Below are 14,769 nucleotides of genomic sequence, written 5' to 3'. Positions count from 1 at the left end.
TGTAGTTGCGGGGGCGAGGCTGCGCCGCTAGACTCGCCCCGCAGGTGCCGGAAAAGGATGGACCGAGATGATCGAGGTTTACGCCATTGCGCTTGTCGCGGTTGTTCTCGCGCAGATTACGCCGGGGCCGAATCTTCTCGCCGTGGCCGGGGCGGCGTTGGCGCAGGGGCGACGGGCGGCTTTGTACGTCACGCTCGGCGTGGCGTCCGCGATTTTTCTCTGGGTCACGGCGGCTGCGATGGGGCTGGCAGTGCTGCTTACTGTTTATCCAGCGCTCCTGACGGCTTTGAAGCTGATCGGGGGCGGATATCTTTGCTATCTTTCGGCCCGGGCGCTTTACGGGGTCTGGCGTGGGGGGCGGCCTGCAATCGTGGCGGGCGGCGTTGCGCTCAGCTCTCGCGCCGCGTGGCGGCGTGGATTTTTCGTCAACATCACCAATCCCAAATCCGGGCTGATGTGGGGAGCCATAGCGGGCTATATGTTCGGCTCGGGGCTTTCGGGCCTGGAAGTGCTCGGTTTCGCGCCGCTTGGCTTTTTGACCGCTCTCTTAGTCTACGGCGCTTACGGGGTGCTGTTTTCCTCGGGGATGGCGCGCCGGGTCTATGCGCGGTTCGCGCGGGCAGCAGAGGCAATATTCGGGCTAATGTTCGGTGCTCTCGGTGGCGCGCTTTTTAGCGACGGTATCCGGGATATCAGCAGGTAGAATGGACTGATGCCCACGCTTTTCCGCCTCCTAACCGTTATCGCCATCATCATAGGGCTCGTTTACGCCGGGATGTTCTCGCTCGCGGTTCTGGTCGAGCCGCGCGAGCGCGAGGTGACGGTGCGCGTGCCGGCGCGCGTCCTGCTTTCGGAGTCCCAGTGAGCGGGCGCGACTTCCATCTGGTCGAAGCGTTCCTCGAAATGATGAGCGCCGAGCGTGGGGCCGCCCCCAATACGATTGCCGCCTATGGGCGAGACCTTGCCGATTATCTCGGATTTCTCGCACGCAGGGGCAAGCGGGTTGCCGATGCGGGCAAGGAGGAGGTCTCGCGCTATATCGCGGGTCTCGAAGCGGAAGGGCTGGCCGCGAGTTCGGTTGCGCGACGCCTGAGTGCGGTGAGGCAGTTCCACAGGTTTCTCGTTGCTGATGCGATCAAGCCCGACGATCCAACCCGTATCCTTGCGACCCCCAAGGCACGGCGGGCGTTGCCCAAGGTGATGAGCGTTGCGCAGGTGGACCGGCTCCTGTCGCTGGCCGAGGCGGAAGCGGGGGACGGAGAGGAAAAGACGGTCCGCCTCTATGTGCTGGTCGAATTGCTTTACGCTACCGGGATGCGGGTTTCTGAACTGGTCGCGCTCGAGCGCAAGGCGCTGACGGGAGATGCGAGTTTCCTCACCATCACCGGCAAGGGCGGCAAGGAGCGCGTGGTGCCGCTCAACGACCGGGCGCGGGACGCGCTCAAGTCCTGGGCGGCAAAAACCGAGAAGCACAAATACCTCTTTCCAGCCAAGGGCGCCGAGGGTCATCTGAGCCGGCAGGTCTTTGCAAGGGATCTCAAGGCGCTGGCCCGGCGGGTCGGACTATCCGCGGACATGGTGTCCCCGCACGTCCTGCGGCACGCCTTTGCCAGCCATCTGCTCCAGAACGGGGCCGATTTGCGCGTGGTGCAGATGCTCCTGGGGCATTCCGATATCTCGACGACGCAGATCTATACCCATGTGCTCGACGAGCATTTGCGCCAGCTTCTCGAAACGAGCCATCCCTTGAGCGAAGGGGGTTCTTGACATCGAGGCGGCTAATCGACACTTTCCCGCCACTTTGTGACCCTAGCCAGCACGCCGAGCGCCTGCCAAAGTCTTGGCAGCGCAGCGCGAAAATGAGAAGGTTGCCCGAAAACGGGCGGAGTCCATGCAGTCATACCTCGACTTTGAAAAGCCTGTCGCCGAACTCGAAGGCAAGATCGCCGAACTCAAATCGCTTGCCCAGACCGATGAGGCCGTTTCCATCGGCGATGAGGTTACCCGGCTCCAGCAGCGCGCCGACGAGGCGTTGCGCGACGTCTACAAGCGCCTCTCTCCCTGGCAGAAAACGCAGGTCGCGCGCCATCCGCAGCGCCCGCATTTTTCCGATTACGCCAAATCCCTTATCACCGAGTGGACGCCGCTCGCGGGCGACCGAAAGTTTTCCGAAGATCCGGCGATTCAAGCCGGGTTCGGCCGCATCGACGGGATCCCGGTTGCTATCCTCGGGCAGGAAAAAGGCAGCGATACCGAAAGCCGGCTGAAGCACAATTTCGGCATGGCGCGGCCCGAGGGTTACCGCAAGGCGGTGCGCCTCATGGACATGGCCGACCGTTTTGGGTTGCCGGTCATCTCGTTCGTCGATACCGCCGGTGCCTATCCGGGGATTGGGGCCGAAGAGCGCGGGCAGGCGGAGGCCATTGCGCGGTCGACGGAAAAATGCCTCGAACTGGGTGTGCCCAATCTCGCGATCGTCATCGGGGAAGGCGGTTCGGGCGGGGCGATCGCCATTGCGACGGCCAACCGGGTGCTGATGCTCGAGCATGCTGTCTATTCGGTGATTTCGCCTGAGGCAGGGGCGTCGATTCTGTTCCGCGATGCGGCGCGCGCGCAGGATATGGCAGCGGCGCAAAAGATTACCGCGCAGGACCTTCTTGCGCTCGGGGTGATCGATGGGATCATCGAGGAGCCGGTCGGCGGAGCCCACAGGCAACCGGAAAAAGTGATTGCGGATGCCCGTGTGGCGATCAAAACCTTCCTTGCCGATTTCGACGACGGGCGCGGTTCGCTAGACATCCGGGAGCACCGGCGCGAGAAATTCCTTGCCATAGGAAACAATCTCACCTGAAAGTGAGTGGGTTTTTTCGCAAATTGCATGGATTTTGATCCGCAAAGGGCGAAAGTCTTACCGGGCGTTAACCCCTTTGGGGGATAAGCGAGAACAATCGATTTTGTACTCGCCGTATGGGCTAAGGGCGTAAATGATCCGCAATCTTGCAGGCTGGCTGATTGCCGTTCTGACTTTGGTGGCGCTTGCCGCATGCTCGCCGATTGAAGGCGATGGACGCCACCTCATCCCGCTTTCAGGCGCCGTGAAGTCTCGGCTTGCCTCGATGGGATCCACCCCGGAAGCGGCCATGATGGTCCGGATTTTCAAGGAAGAAGACACGCTCGAGGTCTGGAAGCAGACACGCGACGGGTCGTATAAGCTTTTCAAAGCCTACGAGATCTGCACCTGGTCGGGCGAGCTCGGGCCAAAGGTTCGCGAAGGGGACCGGCAGGCGCCCGAGGGCTTCTATACGATCACCCCGGCGTCCTTGAACCCCAACTCGAGCTATTATCTTGCCTTCAATCTGGGCTTTCCCAACAAGTTCGACCGCGCTTACGGGCGCACCGGGAGCCATCTGATGGTGCATGGCGCATGCTCGTCGGCCGGGTGCTATGCCATGGAGGACGAGCAGATCGCCGAGATTTATGCTCTGGCGCGTGAGAGCTTCAAGGGCGGAAACCGCGCCTTCGAGGTGCAGATATTCCCCTTCCGGATGACACCGCAGAACCTTGCCAAGCACCAGTCGAGCCCGCACATCAATTTCTGGAAGAATCTGAAGGAAGGCTACGATTATTTCGAGGTCGCCAACCATCCCCCGAGCTGGGATGTGTGCAATGGGCGCTACGTCTTCAACCAGCCGACCGCAGCCAACGCGGCGCTCTCGATGGCTGGGTCCTGCCCTGCGGTGAGGGCAGACCAGACCATCGTCTCGGCGTTTCTCGCCAAGCAGGACGCCGATGCATCGGCGCTTTCAGCGGAAATTGCCCGGCTTGCCAATGCCGAGGCGGCAAGGATCGCGGCGGCTGAACAGCGCGAACGCGCAGCGGCAGAAGCGGCTGCGCGCGGCAAGGCGATCAACTCGGCGGTAGACGGGTTTTTCAACGGCCTGCTTTCGCCCTTCGGCGGTGGTACCAAGGTGGCCGAGTCCGAGCCGGAAGCCTGAGCCGAGAGGTTAAAGCGGCCAGAAAACGAGAATGGCCGGAACCGCGACCGCGACGATGATGATCTCGAGTGGCAGGCCCATGCGCCAGTAATCGGAAAACCGGTATCCTCCCGGCCCCATGACCAGGGCGTTGTTGTTATGTCCGATGGGCGTGAGAAAGGCGCAACTCGCGCCGATGGCGACCGCCATGAGGAATGAGTCGGGGTTGACGTCGAGAAGCTGGGCGAGGCCAAAAGCGACAGGGGCTGCGATGACGGCGGTGGCGGCATTGTTGAGTACGTCGGAAAGCGTCATGGTCACCACCAGCACAAAAGCCAAGGCCATCCACGCCGGAACCATCTGGCCGATATCGGCGAGCGCTTGTGCGATGAGTGCAGTGCCGCCGCTGGTTTCGAGTGCCATTCCGACGGGAATCAAGGAGCCCAGCAGGACGACCACCGGCCATTCGATAGACGTGTAAACGTCGCGCACGGGCAGGATGTCGAACAGGACGTAAAGGACCGACACCGCGCCGAGCGCAATGACAAGTGGCAGAAGCCCGAAAGCGCCGACGAGCACGGCACCGGCGAAAAGCCCGATTGCGAGGGCAGCCTTTTCGTGCCGGACCACCGGAAGCGTCGAGCCTATAGGTAGGCAGCCCAGGCTCAACACGGCCGCGTCGATCGTGTCGGCATTGCCCAGGACAAGCAGGACATCTCCAACCTGGAGCGAGGTGCGGCGCACGCGTTCGGTAATTGTCGTCCCGCTGCGCGAAAGGCCGACCAGAGAAAGGCCGCGATCGCGCAGCAGCTGGGTTTCGTTGGCGGTGCGACCGACGATCCGGCTGTCGGACCCAACCACCGCCTCCACCATTTTGAGATCGGACGACAACTCGGCGCGCTCGCCCGAGCGGCCCTGCAGGCTCAGGCCTAATGCACCCGAAAGGGCGGTGAGCGCCTCCGGGGTGCCGTGGACGACCAGCAGGTCGCCTTTCTTGATCTCTTCCCAACGAGCCCGGCCGGGAAGGCGCTTGCGGCGGCGCACAAGTCCGCTGATGACGCAGTCGTGTTCTTCAGCTTCAGCGTCGAGGGTGCGGACACGGCGTCCGATGATGGGGGATTTTTCCGCGACCACCAGTTCGGTCGTATAGCTCGAGGTCTGGACGAGATCGGCCATGGCGCCGGCCCTGTCGTTGCGCTGCGGGATGAGGCGCCAGCCTACGGTCGCCACAAAGGCGAGCCCAGCGATTGCGCAGGCCAGGCCGACCGGGGCAAAATCGAACATCGTGAAGCCCGAGCCGGTGGCCGATTGCCGATAGGCGGCAATTATGATGTTGGGCGGCGTGCCGATCATGGTGATCATGCCCCCGAGGATCGTGGCATAGGCGAGGGGCATGAGGGACGCGGAAGGCGAACGGTTCGCCTTGCGAGCCGCCTGGACATCGACGGGCATCAGGAAGGCGAGCGCCGCGACATTGTTCATGAACCCGGAAAGTGCTGCACCGGTACCGCCCAGGATCGCGATATGGGCCGGCAGGCTACGGGCCGAGTCGATGAGGTGCCGGGTGACGAGATCGACGGCGCCCGAGCGCGTCATTCCGGCAGTGACCACGAGAACCAGCGCGACAGCCAGGGTCGCATCATGCCCGAAACCGGAAAAGGCGGTTTCAGCGGGAACCGCGCCGATAACGACGCCGCCGATCAGGGCGGCGAAAGCCACGAGGTCGAAGCGCCAACGGCCCCATAAGAGCGCGCCCAGCACCAAGGCGAGGAGGACAAAAAGGGCAATCTGTTCATAGGTCAAAGCAATCCCTCGGCACCCACGGAGCAAGCGACAAACGCCGGCCGAGACGAGTGGGTTCCGGGGTGGGAGTCAAGTCAGGAGCGTCGGATCAAGAATCGTCGGGCCGGCCTCGATCGAAGAAAAGGTCATCCCAAATTCCGCTTCGGAACACGGCGGCTTCGTCCGTCAATCCGGTGAGGCCGCGCTCACGAGGCTTCCTCGTCCCGTCCTCGTTGGCCTCTTTTTCTTTTTCGTCGACCGACGCGGCCTGCCGGTCTCCTGCTTTTTTTAAGTCTGGTTCGGTCAGCCCGAACAGGGCATCGGGACGCGCATTGGTGCCGCTGGAGGTTTCAGCTTTTTGTTCCGCCGCGATAACGGTGGCAGCGAGCTTGGGGCTCTTGCGCAGGCTTTCAACGAATATGGCACGTTCAGCGGCGGTCTTGGGCTGGGCTGGTTGCTCCTGGGCGGGAGGCAGCGGATTTGTCAGCCGGGACTTTATACGCTGAGCGACGCGCTTGTAGCTCTCCTGGGCGGCGAGCAGAGAGCGTTCCCGTTCCCGGCGGTCGAGTTGGGCGCCGATATTTTCTTCAACGGGCGCAACGGCTTTACCACCCGCCTGCTGGGACAGGTCGGTTTTCTGGCCCGCAACAACAAGCGCGATGCGGTCACTGACCCGCGAAGCGAGCCAGTCCGCTGCACTAATGGTAATCTGACCAATCGTCATATTGTGCCTCCTTCGGACACAATAGATGTACGTCCATTGGTATATGCCGCCCGGTGGCACGCAGGCCTCCGATAGCTCAAGCGGAAGAATATCACACGGGAAATTGAACCGACGATTAGAATTGGTGCGAATGTTTAATTAAAACTATATCGCCATTAACGAATGCGAAACCCCGCCAACTTGCGCAGGCGGGGCTAATGGGTCCGGCAGAGCGGCGGGTCTACTGGTAGGCGCCGTGGCAGTGCTTGAATTTCTTGCCCGACCCACAGGGGCAGGGATCGTTGCGGCGGGTGCGGGCCATCTGTTCGGGGGTCAATTGGCCAAGTGAAGTTCCTGCGGCCTCGTTCTCGCCCGTCGCCGGGTCGATATGGGTTTCCTGCAGCTGGCTGGGATCGGGCGCCTGGGGCTGCGGCGGGCGCGTCTGGAATTCGAAGTGTGTCATCTGCGTCGTCACCAGTTCACGCAGATTGGTCAGCAGCTGGGAGAACAGCTCGAAAGCTTCCTGTTTATACTCGTTCAGGGGATCACGCTGCGCGAGGCCGCGCCAGCCGATCACCTTGGACAGGTGGTCGAGAGTAATGAGATGCTCGCGCCACAGCCCGTCGATCGACTGCAGCAGGATGGAGCGCTCGATCTGGCGCATGGTTTCAACACCGATACGCGCGGTCTTTGCCGCGGCGAACTCGTCGGCCAGCCGGGTCAGCCGCTCGCGAAGCTCCTCGATGTCCATGCCTTCCTCGTCCACCCATGCGGCCAGCGGGGGGGTGATGCCGAGATATGTCTTGAGGCCCGCGCCAAGCTGTTCGATATCCCACTGTTCGGGATAGGAGCGGTCGGGGCAGGATTTGGCGATGACCGAATCCACGACATCGTGGCGCATGTCGGTGACGGTGTCGGTTACCGTTTCGGCATCCATCAACTCAAGACGCTGTTCGAAGATCACCTTGCGCTGATCGTTCATCACGTCGTCGTATTTCAGTATGTTCTTGCGGATGTCGAAGTTGTGCGCCTCGACGCGCGTCTGCGCGCGCTCGATCGCCTTTGTCACCAGGCCGTCCTGGATGGACTCGCCGTCCTTGAGACCAAGCGATGTCAGGATCTTTTCCATGCGCTCGGGGAAGAAACGGCGCATCAGATCGTCCTGGAGAGACACGAAGAATTTCGAATGCCCAGGGTCGCCCTGGCGACCCGAACGGCCGCGGAGCTGGTTGTCGATGCGGCGGGATTCGTGGCGCTCGGTGCCGACGACCATCAGCCCGCCGGCGTCCAGCGCCTCGGCCTTGAGCTTTGCGACTTCGCCCTTGATGGCGGCGACCTTTTTCTCTCGCGCTTCGCCTTCAAGCCCTTCGGTTTCGGCGGCAATGCGCATGTCGAGATTGCCGCCGAGCTGAATGTCGGTGCCGCGACCGGCCATGTTGGTGGCGATGGTGACGGCACCCGGCACCCCAGCAAGGCCGATGATCTGGGCTTCCTGCTCGTGGTGGCGGGCATTGAGGATCTGGATGTTCTTGACGCCCTTTTTCTTCAAATGCTCGGCGAGCATTTCGGAACGCTCGATCGAGGTCGTGCCCACGAGAACCGGCTGGCGCCGGTTGCGGCATTCGACAACGAGGTCGGTTATGGCGTCGAACTTTTCCTCGATCGTGCGGTAGATCGCATCATTCTCGTCGACCCGAGCAATGGGGACGTTGGTGGGGATGGTGACGACGTCGAGCTTGTAGATGTCGGCAAATTCAGCCGCTTCGGTGTCGGCGGTGCCGGTCATGCCGGCCAGCTTGTCGTAGAGCCGGAAATAGTTCTGGAAGGTGATGGAGGCCAGCGTCTGGTTCTCAGGCTGGATTTTTGCGTTTTCCTTTGCTTCCAGCGCTTGATGCAGCCCTTCGGAATAGCGGCGACCGGGCATCATGCGCCCGGTGAACTCGTCGATGATGACCACCTCGTCGTTGCGGACGATGTAATCCTTGTCGCGGGTGAAGATCTTGTGCGCGCGCAGGGCCGAGTTGAGGTGATGGACGATCGAAACGTTGTCGATGTCATAGAGCGAGCCGGACTTGATGATCCCATCGCGGGTAAGAATGTCCTCGAGCTTTTCGATGCCCTCGTCGGTAAAGCTCGCCGAGCGGTGCTTCTCGTCGATGGTATAATCCTCTTCGGCAAGCAACGGAATGTATTTGTCGATAGTCTTGTAGAGTTCGGAGCGGTCCTGGGAGGGGCCGGAAATGATCAAAGGCGTGCGCGCCTCATCGATCAGGATCGAATCCACCTCGTCAACGATGGCGTAGTTGTGCCCGCGCTGAACCATCTGGGTGCGCGCGTATTTCATGTTGTCGCGCAGATAGTCGAAGCCGAACTCGTTGTTGGTGCCGTAGGTGATGTCGGCGTCGTAGGCGGCCTTGCGTTCGACGTCGGAAAGGCCGTGGACGATGGTACCCACCTCGAGTCCGAGGAAGCGATAGAGTTTGCCCATCCATTCGGCGTCGCGGCGGGCGAGGTAATCGTTGACCGTGACGACGTGGACGCCCTTGCCCGAAAGCGCGTTGAGATAAGCCGCGAGGGTGGCGACGAGCGTCTTGCCTTCGCCCGTGCGCATTTCGGTGATGGCGCGTTCGTTGAGGACCATGCCGCCGATGAGCTGGACGTCGAAATGTCGCATCCCGAGTGCGCGTTTTGAAGCCTCGCGGACGGTGGCAAAGGCGGGAACAATCAGGTCGTCGAGCTTCTTGCCATTCTGGACTTCCGCCTTGAACTGGGCAGTGCGATCGCGAAGTTCGTCGTCCGTGAGCCTTTCAAGTTCCGGCTCAAGCGCGTTGATTGCTTCTACGAGGGGATGGTATTTCCGAATGCGCCGGTCATTGGCCGAACCGAAAATCTTTCGCGCGAGCGCAGCAAAAGCCATGACTTAGTCGTCCTTTGGACTTGTTCAGAACTCACGTCCCTGGGAACAGCGATCCCGGCGCGCAAGAAAGATGGGCGGCAAGTCGTCGGGCGCGGCCACCAGGGGCGCGGGAATTCATGTTTGGGGACATGTAAGAGTGCCCGTGAGGGTTGTCAACGCCGGCAAAATCGGCCAAACCAGCCCCATTGGGGGACCGGAACGGTCTTAAGGAGATAGCTTTCATGTCATTGTCATGGGCCGCGCGCACCATCGCGGCAGTTCGCGGGCTTGCCGCCTCGCTCACGCTTTGCATCGCGTTCGGCGCCCCGGCAGTTCTCGCGCAAGGCGCAACCTCGCCCGATACTGTCCTTGCCACGGTGGGTGGAGAGGCGATCACGGAAGGCGATCTTGTCTTTGCAGCGGAAGATCTTGCCGCCGAACTCCAGTCGATCCCGGCCGCAGAACGCCGCGCGTTCCTCTTGACCGTGATGATCGACATGAAGGTGATGGCGAACGCTGCCCGCGAGGCGGGCCTTGACCAGACCGATATATTCGCACGTCGGCTCGCCTATCTCGAAGAGCGTTCGCTGCGCCGCGCATTCTTTGCCGAAGTGATCGAGGCTGGGGTGACCGACGAGGCCGTCCAGGCCGCCTATGAAGAGATGGTCGCAGATTTCGAGGCGCAGCCCGAAGTGCGGGCGCGTCATATCCTCGTGCCGACGCTTGAGGAAGCGCAGGCGATCCGGGCCGAGATCGAAGGCGGACGCAGCTTTGCCGATGCCGCAGCCGAACACGGAACGGACGGCACGCGTGCGACGGGTGGCGATCTTGGATATTTCTCGACCGGCATGATGGTCGCGCCGTTCGAGCAGGCGGCTTTCGCGCTTGAGGTGGGCGAACTTTCCCAGCCGGTGCAGACCCAGTTCGGTTGGCATCTGATCCAGCTCGAGGACCGGCGCGTCACATCGGCCCCTTCGCTACAGGACGTACGCACGCAGGTGGCCCAGCAGGTGCTCTACGATACGTTCTCGCGCATCGTGGGCGAGCTCAAGGCCGATGCCGAGATCGAGGTTTCCGATCCCGAGCTTGCTGCCGCGGTCGAAGAACAGGGCGGGCTTTAGCTCTCCACCTTAATCCATTGGTGCTGCCGGATCAGCTCCGGCAGCAATCGTTCTTGCGCCGTTCGTGAATGCTGTTCGAGTGGACATTCCCTTGCATCAAACGGCCACTTGCGCCACCCCCGTGAATAGGGCAAACCGGACGGCATGAGTAAATGCGTTTGCTCGCAAAAATCCCGCTCCGATTGTCGAAAGCCAGATTTGAATGGCCCTTCCGGTTTCTCCCCTTGCCCCGAAAACATATCCCGAAATTGCCCCTGTCGAAGGGGTCCGCTTTGCGACCGCTGAAGCCGGAATTCGATACAAGGGGCGGACCGACGTGCTGCTTGCCGTTTTCGATCCCGGAACCACAGTAGCGGGCGTATTGACCCGCTCGCTCTGCCCGTCGGCGGCAGTCGACTGGTGCCGGGCTAATCTTTCAGGGGGTGCCGCGCGGGCCCTGGTGGTCAATTCAGGCAATGCGAACGCCTTTACCGGGACCAAGGGCAGGGAGTCGGTGAAGCTGACAGCCGAGATCGCTGCGCGGGCCGTGGGGTGTGCGGAAAGCGAGATTTTTCTCGCCTCGACAGGCGTTATCGGCGAGCCGCTCGATGCCTCGAAATTCGAGGGCGTTTTGGAGCGCCTTGCGGGAGAGCTTGCCGACGCGCCGTGGATGGGGCCGGCGAAAGCCATCATGACCACCGACACCTTTCCCAAGCTTGTGGGGAAATCGGTCGCGATCGACGGTGTAGAAATCGTGATTGCAGGGATCGCGAAGGGGTCGGGGATGATCGCCCCCGACATGGCGACCATGCTGAGCTTTGTCTTTACCGATGCACCGGTGGCCGCTCCGGTCTTGCAGGCGCTCGTGGCCCGGCACACGCAAACGAGCTTCAACGCGATCACGGTGGACAGCGACACTTCGACTTCCGATACGCTGCTTGCCTTTGCCACCGGCAAGGCGGGTATTGCGCCCATCGTTTCGCTCGAGGATCCCCGCGCCGACGTTTTTGGCGATGCGCTCCGCGCGGTGCTGTTCGAGCTTGCCATGCAGGTGGTCCGGGACGGGGAAGGCGCGACCAAGTTCGTCAAGGTCAATGTGACCGGCGCGGTCTCCGACGAGAGCGCTCGGCGGATTGCCAAGGCGATCGCCGATTCGCCACTGGTCAAGACCGCGATTGCCGGAGAGGACGCCAATTGGGGACGCTTGGTGATGGCTGTGGGCAAGGCCGGGGAACCTGCGGACCGTGACCGGCTCATGATCGCCTTCGGGGAAAACGTTCTGGCCCGTGAAGGCGAACGCGTGCCGGACTATTCAGAGGCGGCGGCCAGCGCCTATATGAAGGGCGAGGAGATCGAAATCTCGGTCGATATCGGTCTGGGGGGCGGCAAGAGTACCGTTTACACTTGCGATCTGACCCACGGCTACATCGACATCAATGGCAGTTACCGGAGCTAGCGGTGGATGCTGGGTGCGTCGGCGATTGAGCGAGCGGGTCTCAAGGCCTGGCCGGGTATCGATGTCGAATGGGACGGGACTTGGGTACGCCGGGCGTCGAACGGCTACACCAAGCGCGCGAATTCGATACAGTGCATGGACCCGGCAGACGACGGCGATGCTGAAGCCCGCGTTGTCGCGGCTCGGGAATGGTTCGCGGCGCGGGGGCTGCCGGCAATCTTCCGCACCAATCTGCTTACCGGACCACGCCTTGCGGCCGAACTCGACCGGCAAGGATGGAGCCCGGTCGACCACAGTAGCCTGATGGCGATGGAACTGGACACGGTGGATCCCGATCCGAACGGCATCGCGCTGTCGGTGGACGATCCATCCTTTTTGAGAGCACAGCAGCAATTGCGCGGCTATGACGAGGGGAAGCTCGCCAAGCTGCGCGCGATTCTCGCGGTGCTCGATGTGCCGGCGGCCGGGACCGTTGTCTATGCGCCAGATGGCCGACCTGTTTCCTCGGCGCTGATGGCGGTCGCCGATGGCATCGTCATCACGGGCAATGTGATCACCGACGTTACCGAGCGGCAGAAGGGATACGCCAAGGCAATGATGCGGACGGGGCTTGCCTGGGCGCGGCAGGCCGGCGCCAGCATCGCCGCCCTCAATGTGGCCAGGGACAATGTACCCGGGATCGCGCTTTACGAGAGCCTCGGCTACGCGCGCCAATATGATTATGTCTACCGCATCCCGGGTGAAGCCAAATGAACATCACGCTTGTCGTTGCCTGCGCTTTGGTCGATGCGGACCGGCGGGTATTGATCGCGCAGCGCCCGGACGGCAAGCAGCTTGCAGGGCTGTGGGAATTTCCCGGCGGCAAGGTCGATCCGGGTGAAACGCCGGAGGCGGCGCTGATCCGCGAACTGCGCGAGGAACTGGGTGTTGAAACGAAAGAGGCGTGTCTCGCCCCGCTGACTTTCGCCAGCCATACTTATGAGAACTTTCACCTCCTGATGCCGCTCTATGTGTGCAGGAAGTGGCAAGGGACGCCAGTGGCGCATGAGCATTCGGCGCTCAAATGGGTCAGGCCGCAGAAGCTGCGAGATTACCCCATGCCTCCTGCCGATCTGCCGCTCATCGCGCCGTTATGCGATCTCCTTTAGCCCGATCCTTTGTCGCCCAATACGTCCTTGAGGCTGATCTTTGCCGAGCCCGGCTTTAGCGCCTTTTGTTGGCTTTCGTGAGGGGCCCAGCCCGAGAGCCAGAGGATTTCGAGCGTGGCGCGGGCGCGACCGTCGGGGGCGGTGAATTTTTCCGCATAGATCTGGGCGGCGCGCATCAGGTGGCTAGGCGGGGTCAGACGCGGATCGCGGTCGGCGAGCGGGTTAGTGGCGCCAAGTTTGCGCAGATCGTTCATCAGAGCGAGCGGATTGGAGTAGAGCACGGTGTGGCTGTCCACATCGGTGACTGGCAGGCCGAATCCGGCACGACTGAGCAGGTTTCCCGCATCGCGCACATCGATCATTGGTGCAACGCGGGGAACGGTGCCGCCGCTCAATTCCACATCGGCAGCGAGCCACGCGTCGCGCAATTCGGTCAGCGATCGTCCACCTAGGGCGGCGGCAATCATCAGCCCGTCCGGGGCGAGATGACGGCGCAGGGCTTCGAGGTGGCCGGGAACGTTGTTGACCGCCTGCAGGTCGAGAACCGAAGCGATCAATTGGTAATCGTTGGCAGGGAGTTCGAGGTTTTCGGCATCGATGAAGGACGGGCCGACGGTGAGGGCGAGGGTCGAAAATTTCTGGAACGTGAAGCGACCATTAGCGGTGCTGCTTGCATCGGGCAGGATGGACGCGTCGGGTCCCAGGATCGCGGCCTTTTCGACAGAGCGGGTTATCAGGGCGAGGCGCTCGTGGAGTTCATCGAGAACGTGGCGGGTGACCCAATCGTCGTCCGGGCTGCGCCGCGCAAGCCTTTTTGCGATGAGAGAACGGTCGAAAACGGTAGGAACCGGGGTCATGGAGGCTGGTCCAATAGGGCAAGGCCATGTCAGGATGCGCCCTTATGGGAAACGAAAGCCGGCTTGTCAAAGCGTCGATAGGCGATCATGTCCGAAGGGGGCTTTTCGGGCTGGGCCATGCCTTGCTCGATGGGCTGTTTCCCCCCGTCTGTCTTTCGTGCAACCGGGCGGTGGGCACCGCGGACGGGTTGTGTGCGGCGTGCTGGGGCACGCTCGTCCCGATCTCTTCTCCGCTCTGCCCGGTGCTCGGAATCCCTTTCGAGGCCGACATGGGAAGCGGCGCGATTTCGCCACAGGCAATCGCCAACCCGCCGCATTTCGACAGGGCCCGCTCGGCTGTGGCCTATACCGATCTCGCACGCGGAATCGTCGCCAAGCTCAAATATGGCGACCGGCCGGAGCTGGCGCTCTTTTGCGCGCGGGCGATGGCCGGCGCGGGGCGCGAACTCCTGAGGGAGGATGCAGTTCTTGTGCCTGTGCCGTTGCATCGCCGGCGGCAATTTTCGCGACGTTACAACCAGTCGAGCGAACTGGCCCGGGCGCTAGCTCGCATTGTAAACTGCGGTCTCGATACCAATGTTATCGAAAGGCATCGGCCGACCAAGCAGCAGGTTGGACTCAATGCGCGGCAGCGCGAACGCAATGTCGATGGCGCATTCCGGTTAAGACCCGGTGCCGAGGGACGGCTGGCCGGACGGCGGGTCGTTCTCATCGACGATGTACTGACCACCGGTGCCACGGCAAATGCGATAGCCAAATTGCTCAAGCGCAAGGGGATCGCTTGTGTCGACGTGCTGACCTTTGCGCGCGTTGTCTTCGATGCCGATATGACAGTATAATTGCCATACACAGG

14 protein-coding genes are annotated in these 14,769 nt (G+C 62.0%); 10 read left to right on the top strand and 4 right to left on the bottom strand.

Translation table 11 applies throughout. The features are described from left to right. Positions 1-67 precede the first annotated feature (67 nt). From I2G20_RS15455 to I2G20_RS15435, 5 genes are all read left to right on the top strand, one after another. Positions 68-703, top strand: a complete 636-nt coding sequence (locus tag I2G20_RS15455) for a LysE family translocator (protein WP_196260638.1) — start codon at positions 68-70, stop codon at positions 701-703. Between the two features lie 9 nt (positions 704-712). Further along, positions 713-865, top strand: a complete 153-nt coding sequence (locus I2G20_RS15450) for a histidine kinase (protein WP_196260637.1) — start codon at positions 713-715, stop codon at positions 863-865. After that, the gene (locus I2G20_RS15445; protein ID WP_343070353.1) at positions 862-1,767 is read left to right on the top strand and encodes a site-specific tyrosine recombinase XerD; all 906 of its coding nucleotides are present in this window, start codon (positions 862-864) and stop codon (positions 1,765-1,767) included. Before I2G20_RS15450 ends, I2G20_RS15445 begins: the two co-directional genes overlap by 4 nt. 124 nt (positions 1,768-1,891) lie before the next feature. Then, positions 1,892-2,851, top strand: coding sequence for an acetyl-CoA carboxylase carboxyltransferase subunit alpha (locus tag I2G20_RS15440; RefSeq protein ID WP_196260636.1), 960 nt, complete (start codon positions 1,892-1,894; stop codon positions 2,849-2,851). Between the two features lie 133 nt (positions 2,852-2,984). Next, on the top strand, positions 2,985-3,995 hold the full coding sequence (locus I2G20_RS15435; RefSeq protein WP_196260635.1) for a L,D-transpeptidase family protein: 1,011 nt from the start codon (positions 2,985-2,987) through the stop codon (positions 3,993-3,995). Between the two features lie 9 nt (positions 3,996-4,004). On the opposite strand, the gene I2G20_RS15430 is transcribed toward I2G20_RS15435, so the two are convergent. The 3 genes from I2G20_RS15430 to secA form a co-directional block, all read right to left on the bottom strand. Beyond that, positions 4,005-5,777 carry an SLC13 family permease gene (locus I2G20_RS15430; protein ID WP_196260634.1) on the bottom strand — a complete coding sequence of 591 codons (1,773 nt, stop codon included), beginning with the start codon at positions 5,775-5,777 and terminating at the stop codon, positions 4,005-4,007. A gap of 88 nt (positions 5,778-5,865) precedes the next feature. Then, on the bottom strand, positions 5,866-6,480 hold the full coding sequence (locus I2G20_RS15425) for a hypothetical protein (protein ID WP_196260633.1): 615 nt from the start codon (positions 6,478-6,480) through the stop codon (positions 5,866-5,868). A 220-nt stretch (positions 6,481-6,700) separates the two neighbouring features. Further along, entirely contained in the window at positions 6,701-9,376 is a 2,676-nt protein-coding gene (gene secA / locus I2G20_RS15420) for a preprotein translocase subunit SecA (RefSeq protein WP_196260632.1), read from the bottom strand. 221 nt (positions 9,377-9,597) lie between these two features. Between secA and I2G20_RS15415 the strand changes: the two genes are divergently transcribed. From I2G20_RS15415 to I2G20_RS15400, 4 genes are all read left to right on the top strand, one after another. Next, complete coding sequence (locus tag I2G20_RS15415) at positions 9,598-10,476, top strand: peptidylprolyl isomerase (RefSeq protein WP_196260631.1); 879 nt, start codon at positions 9,598-9,600, stop codon at positions 10,474-10,476. Positions 10,477-10,678: 202 nt separating this feature from the next. Then, positions 10,679-11,911: a bifunctional glutamate N-acetyltransferase/amino-acid acetyltransferase ArgJ gene (argJ, locus tag I2G20_RS15410; RefSeq protein WP_196260630.1), complete on the top strand. Its 1,233-nt coding sequence runs from the start codon at positions 10,679-10,681 to the stop codon at positions 11,909-11,911. A 6-nt stretch (positions 11,912-11,917) separates the two neighbouring features. Further along, positions 11,918-12,664, top strand: a complete 747-nt coding sequence (locus I2G20_RS15405; protein WP_196260629.1) for a GNAT family N-acetyltransferase — start codon at positions 11,918-11,920, stop codon at positions 12,662-12,664. Beyond that, positions 12,661-13,059: a (deoxy)nucleoside triphosphate pyrophosphohydrolase gene (locus I2G20_RS15400; protein WP_196260628.1), complete on the top strand. Its 399-nt coding sequence runs from the start codon at positions 12,661-12,663 to the stop codon at positions 13,057-13,059. The genes I2G20_RS15405 and I2G20_RS15400 overlap by 4 nt, the downstream gene beginning before the upstream one ends. Here the strand turns inward: I2G20_RS15400 and I2G20_RS15395 are convergent. After that, complete coding sequence (locus I2G20_RS15395; protein WP_196260627.1) at positions 13,056-13,916, bottom strand: malonyl-ACP O-methyltransferase BioC; 861 nt, start codon at positions 13,914-13,916, stop codon at positions 13,056-13,058. The two genes, I2G20_RS15400 and I2G20_RS15395, sit on opposite strands and share 4 nt — an antisense overlap. Positions 13,917-13,960: 44 nt before the next feature. Between I2G20_RS15395 and I2G20_RS15390 the strand changes: the two genes are divergently transcribed. Further along, on the top strand, positions 13,961-14,755 hold the full coding sequence (locus I2G20_RS15390) for a ComF family protein (RefSeq protein WP_196260626.1): 795 nt from the start codon (positions 13,961-13,963) through the stop codon (positions 14,753-14,755). Positions 14,756-14,769: the final 14 nt, after the last annotated feature.

It is taken from the genome of Pelagibacterium limicola (genome assembly GCF_015694405.1).
GTDB classification, from domain to species: domain Bacteria; phylum Pseudomonadota; class Alphaproteobacteria; order Rhizobiales; family Devosiaceae; genus Pelagibacterium; species Pelagibacterium limicola.
This window is presented reverse-complemented; position numbering and strand designations above follow the sequence as displayed.

What these genes read in the sequence shown, in the direction of transcription:
- I2G20_RS15455 (WP_196260638.1), top strand. Translation starts at nt 68, where the DNA reads ATGATCGAGGTTTACGCCATTGCGCTTGTCGCGGTTGTTCTCGCGCAG.
- I2G20_RS15450 (WP_196260637.1), top strand. Translation starts at nt 713, where the DNA reads ATGCCCACGCTTTTCCGCCTCCTAACCGTTATCGCCATCATCATAGGG.
- I2G20_RS15440 (WP_196260636.1), top strand. Translation starts at nt 1,892, where the DNA reads ATGCAGTCATACCTCGACTTTGAAAAGCCTGTCGCCGAACTCGAAGGC.
- I2G20_RS15435 (WP_196260635.1), top strand. Translation starts at nt 2,985, where the DNA reads ATGATCCGCAATCTTGCAGGCTGGCTGATTGCCGTTCTGACTTTGGTG.
- I2G20_RS15425 (WP_196260633.1), bottom strand. Translation starts at nt 6,480, where the DNA reads ATGACGATTGGTCAGATTACCATTAGTGCAGCGGACTGGCTCGCTTCG.
- secA (WP_196260632.1), bottom strand. Translation starts at nt 9,376, where the DNA reads ATGGCTTTTGCTGCGCTCGCGCGAAAGATTTTCGGTTCGGCCAATGAC.
- I2G20_RS15415 (WP_196260631.1), top strand. Translation starts at nt 9,598, where the DNA reads ATGTCATTGTCATGGGCCGCGCGCACCATCGCGGCAGTTCGCGGGCTT.
- argJ (WP_196260630.1), top strand. Translation starts at nt 10,679, where the DNA reads ATGGCCCTTCCGGTTTCTCCCCTTGCCCCGAAAACATATCCCGAAATT.
- I2G20_RS15405 (WP_196260629.1), top strand. Translation starts at nt 11,918, where the DNA reads ATGCTGGGTGCGTCGGCGATTGAGCGAGCGGGTCTCAAGGCCTGGCCG.
- I2G20_RS15400 (WP_196260628.1), top strand. Translation starts at nt 12,661, where the DNA reads ATGAACATCACGCTTGTCGTTGCCTGCGCTTTGGTCGATGCGGACCGG.
- I2G20_RS15395 (WP_196260627.1), bottom strand. Translation starts at nt 13,916, where the DNA reads ATGACCCCGGTTCCTACCGTTTTCGACCGTTCTCTCATCGCAAAAAGG.
- I2G20_RS15390 (WP_196260626.1), top strand. Translation starts at nt 13,961, where the DNA reads ATGGGAAACGAAAGCCGGCTTGTCAAAGCGTCGATAGGCGATCATGTC.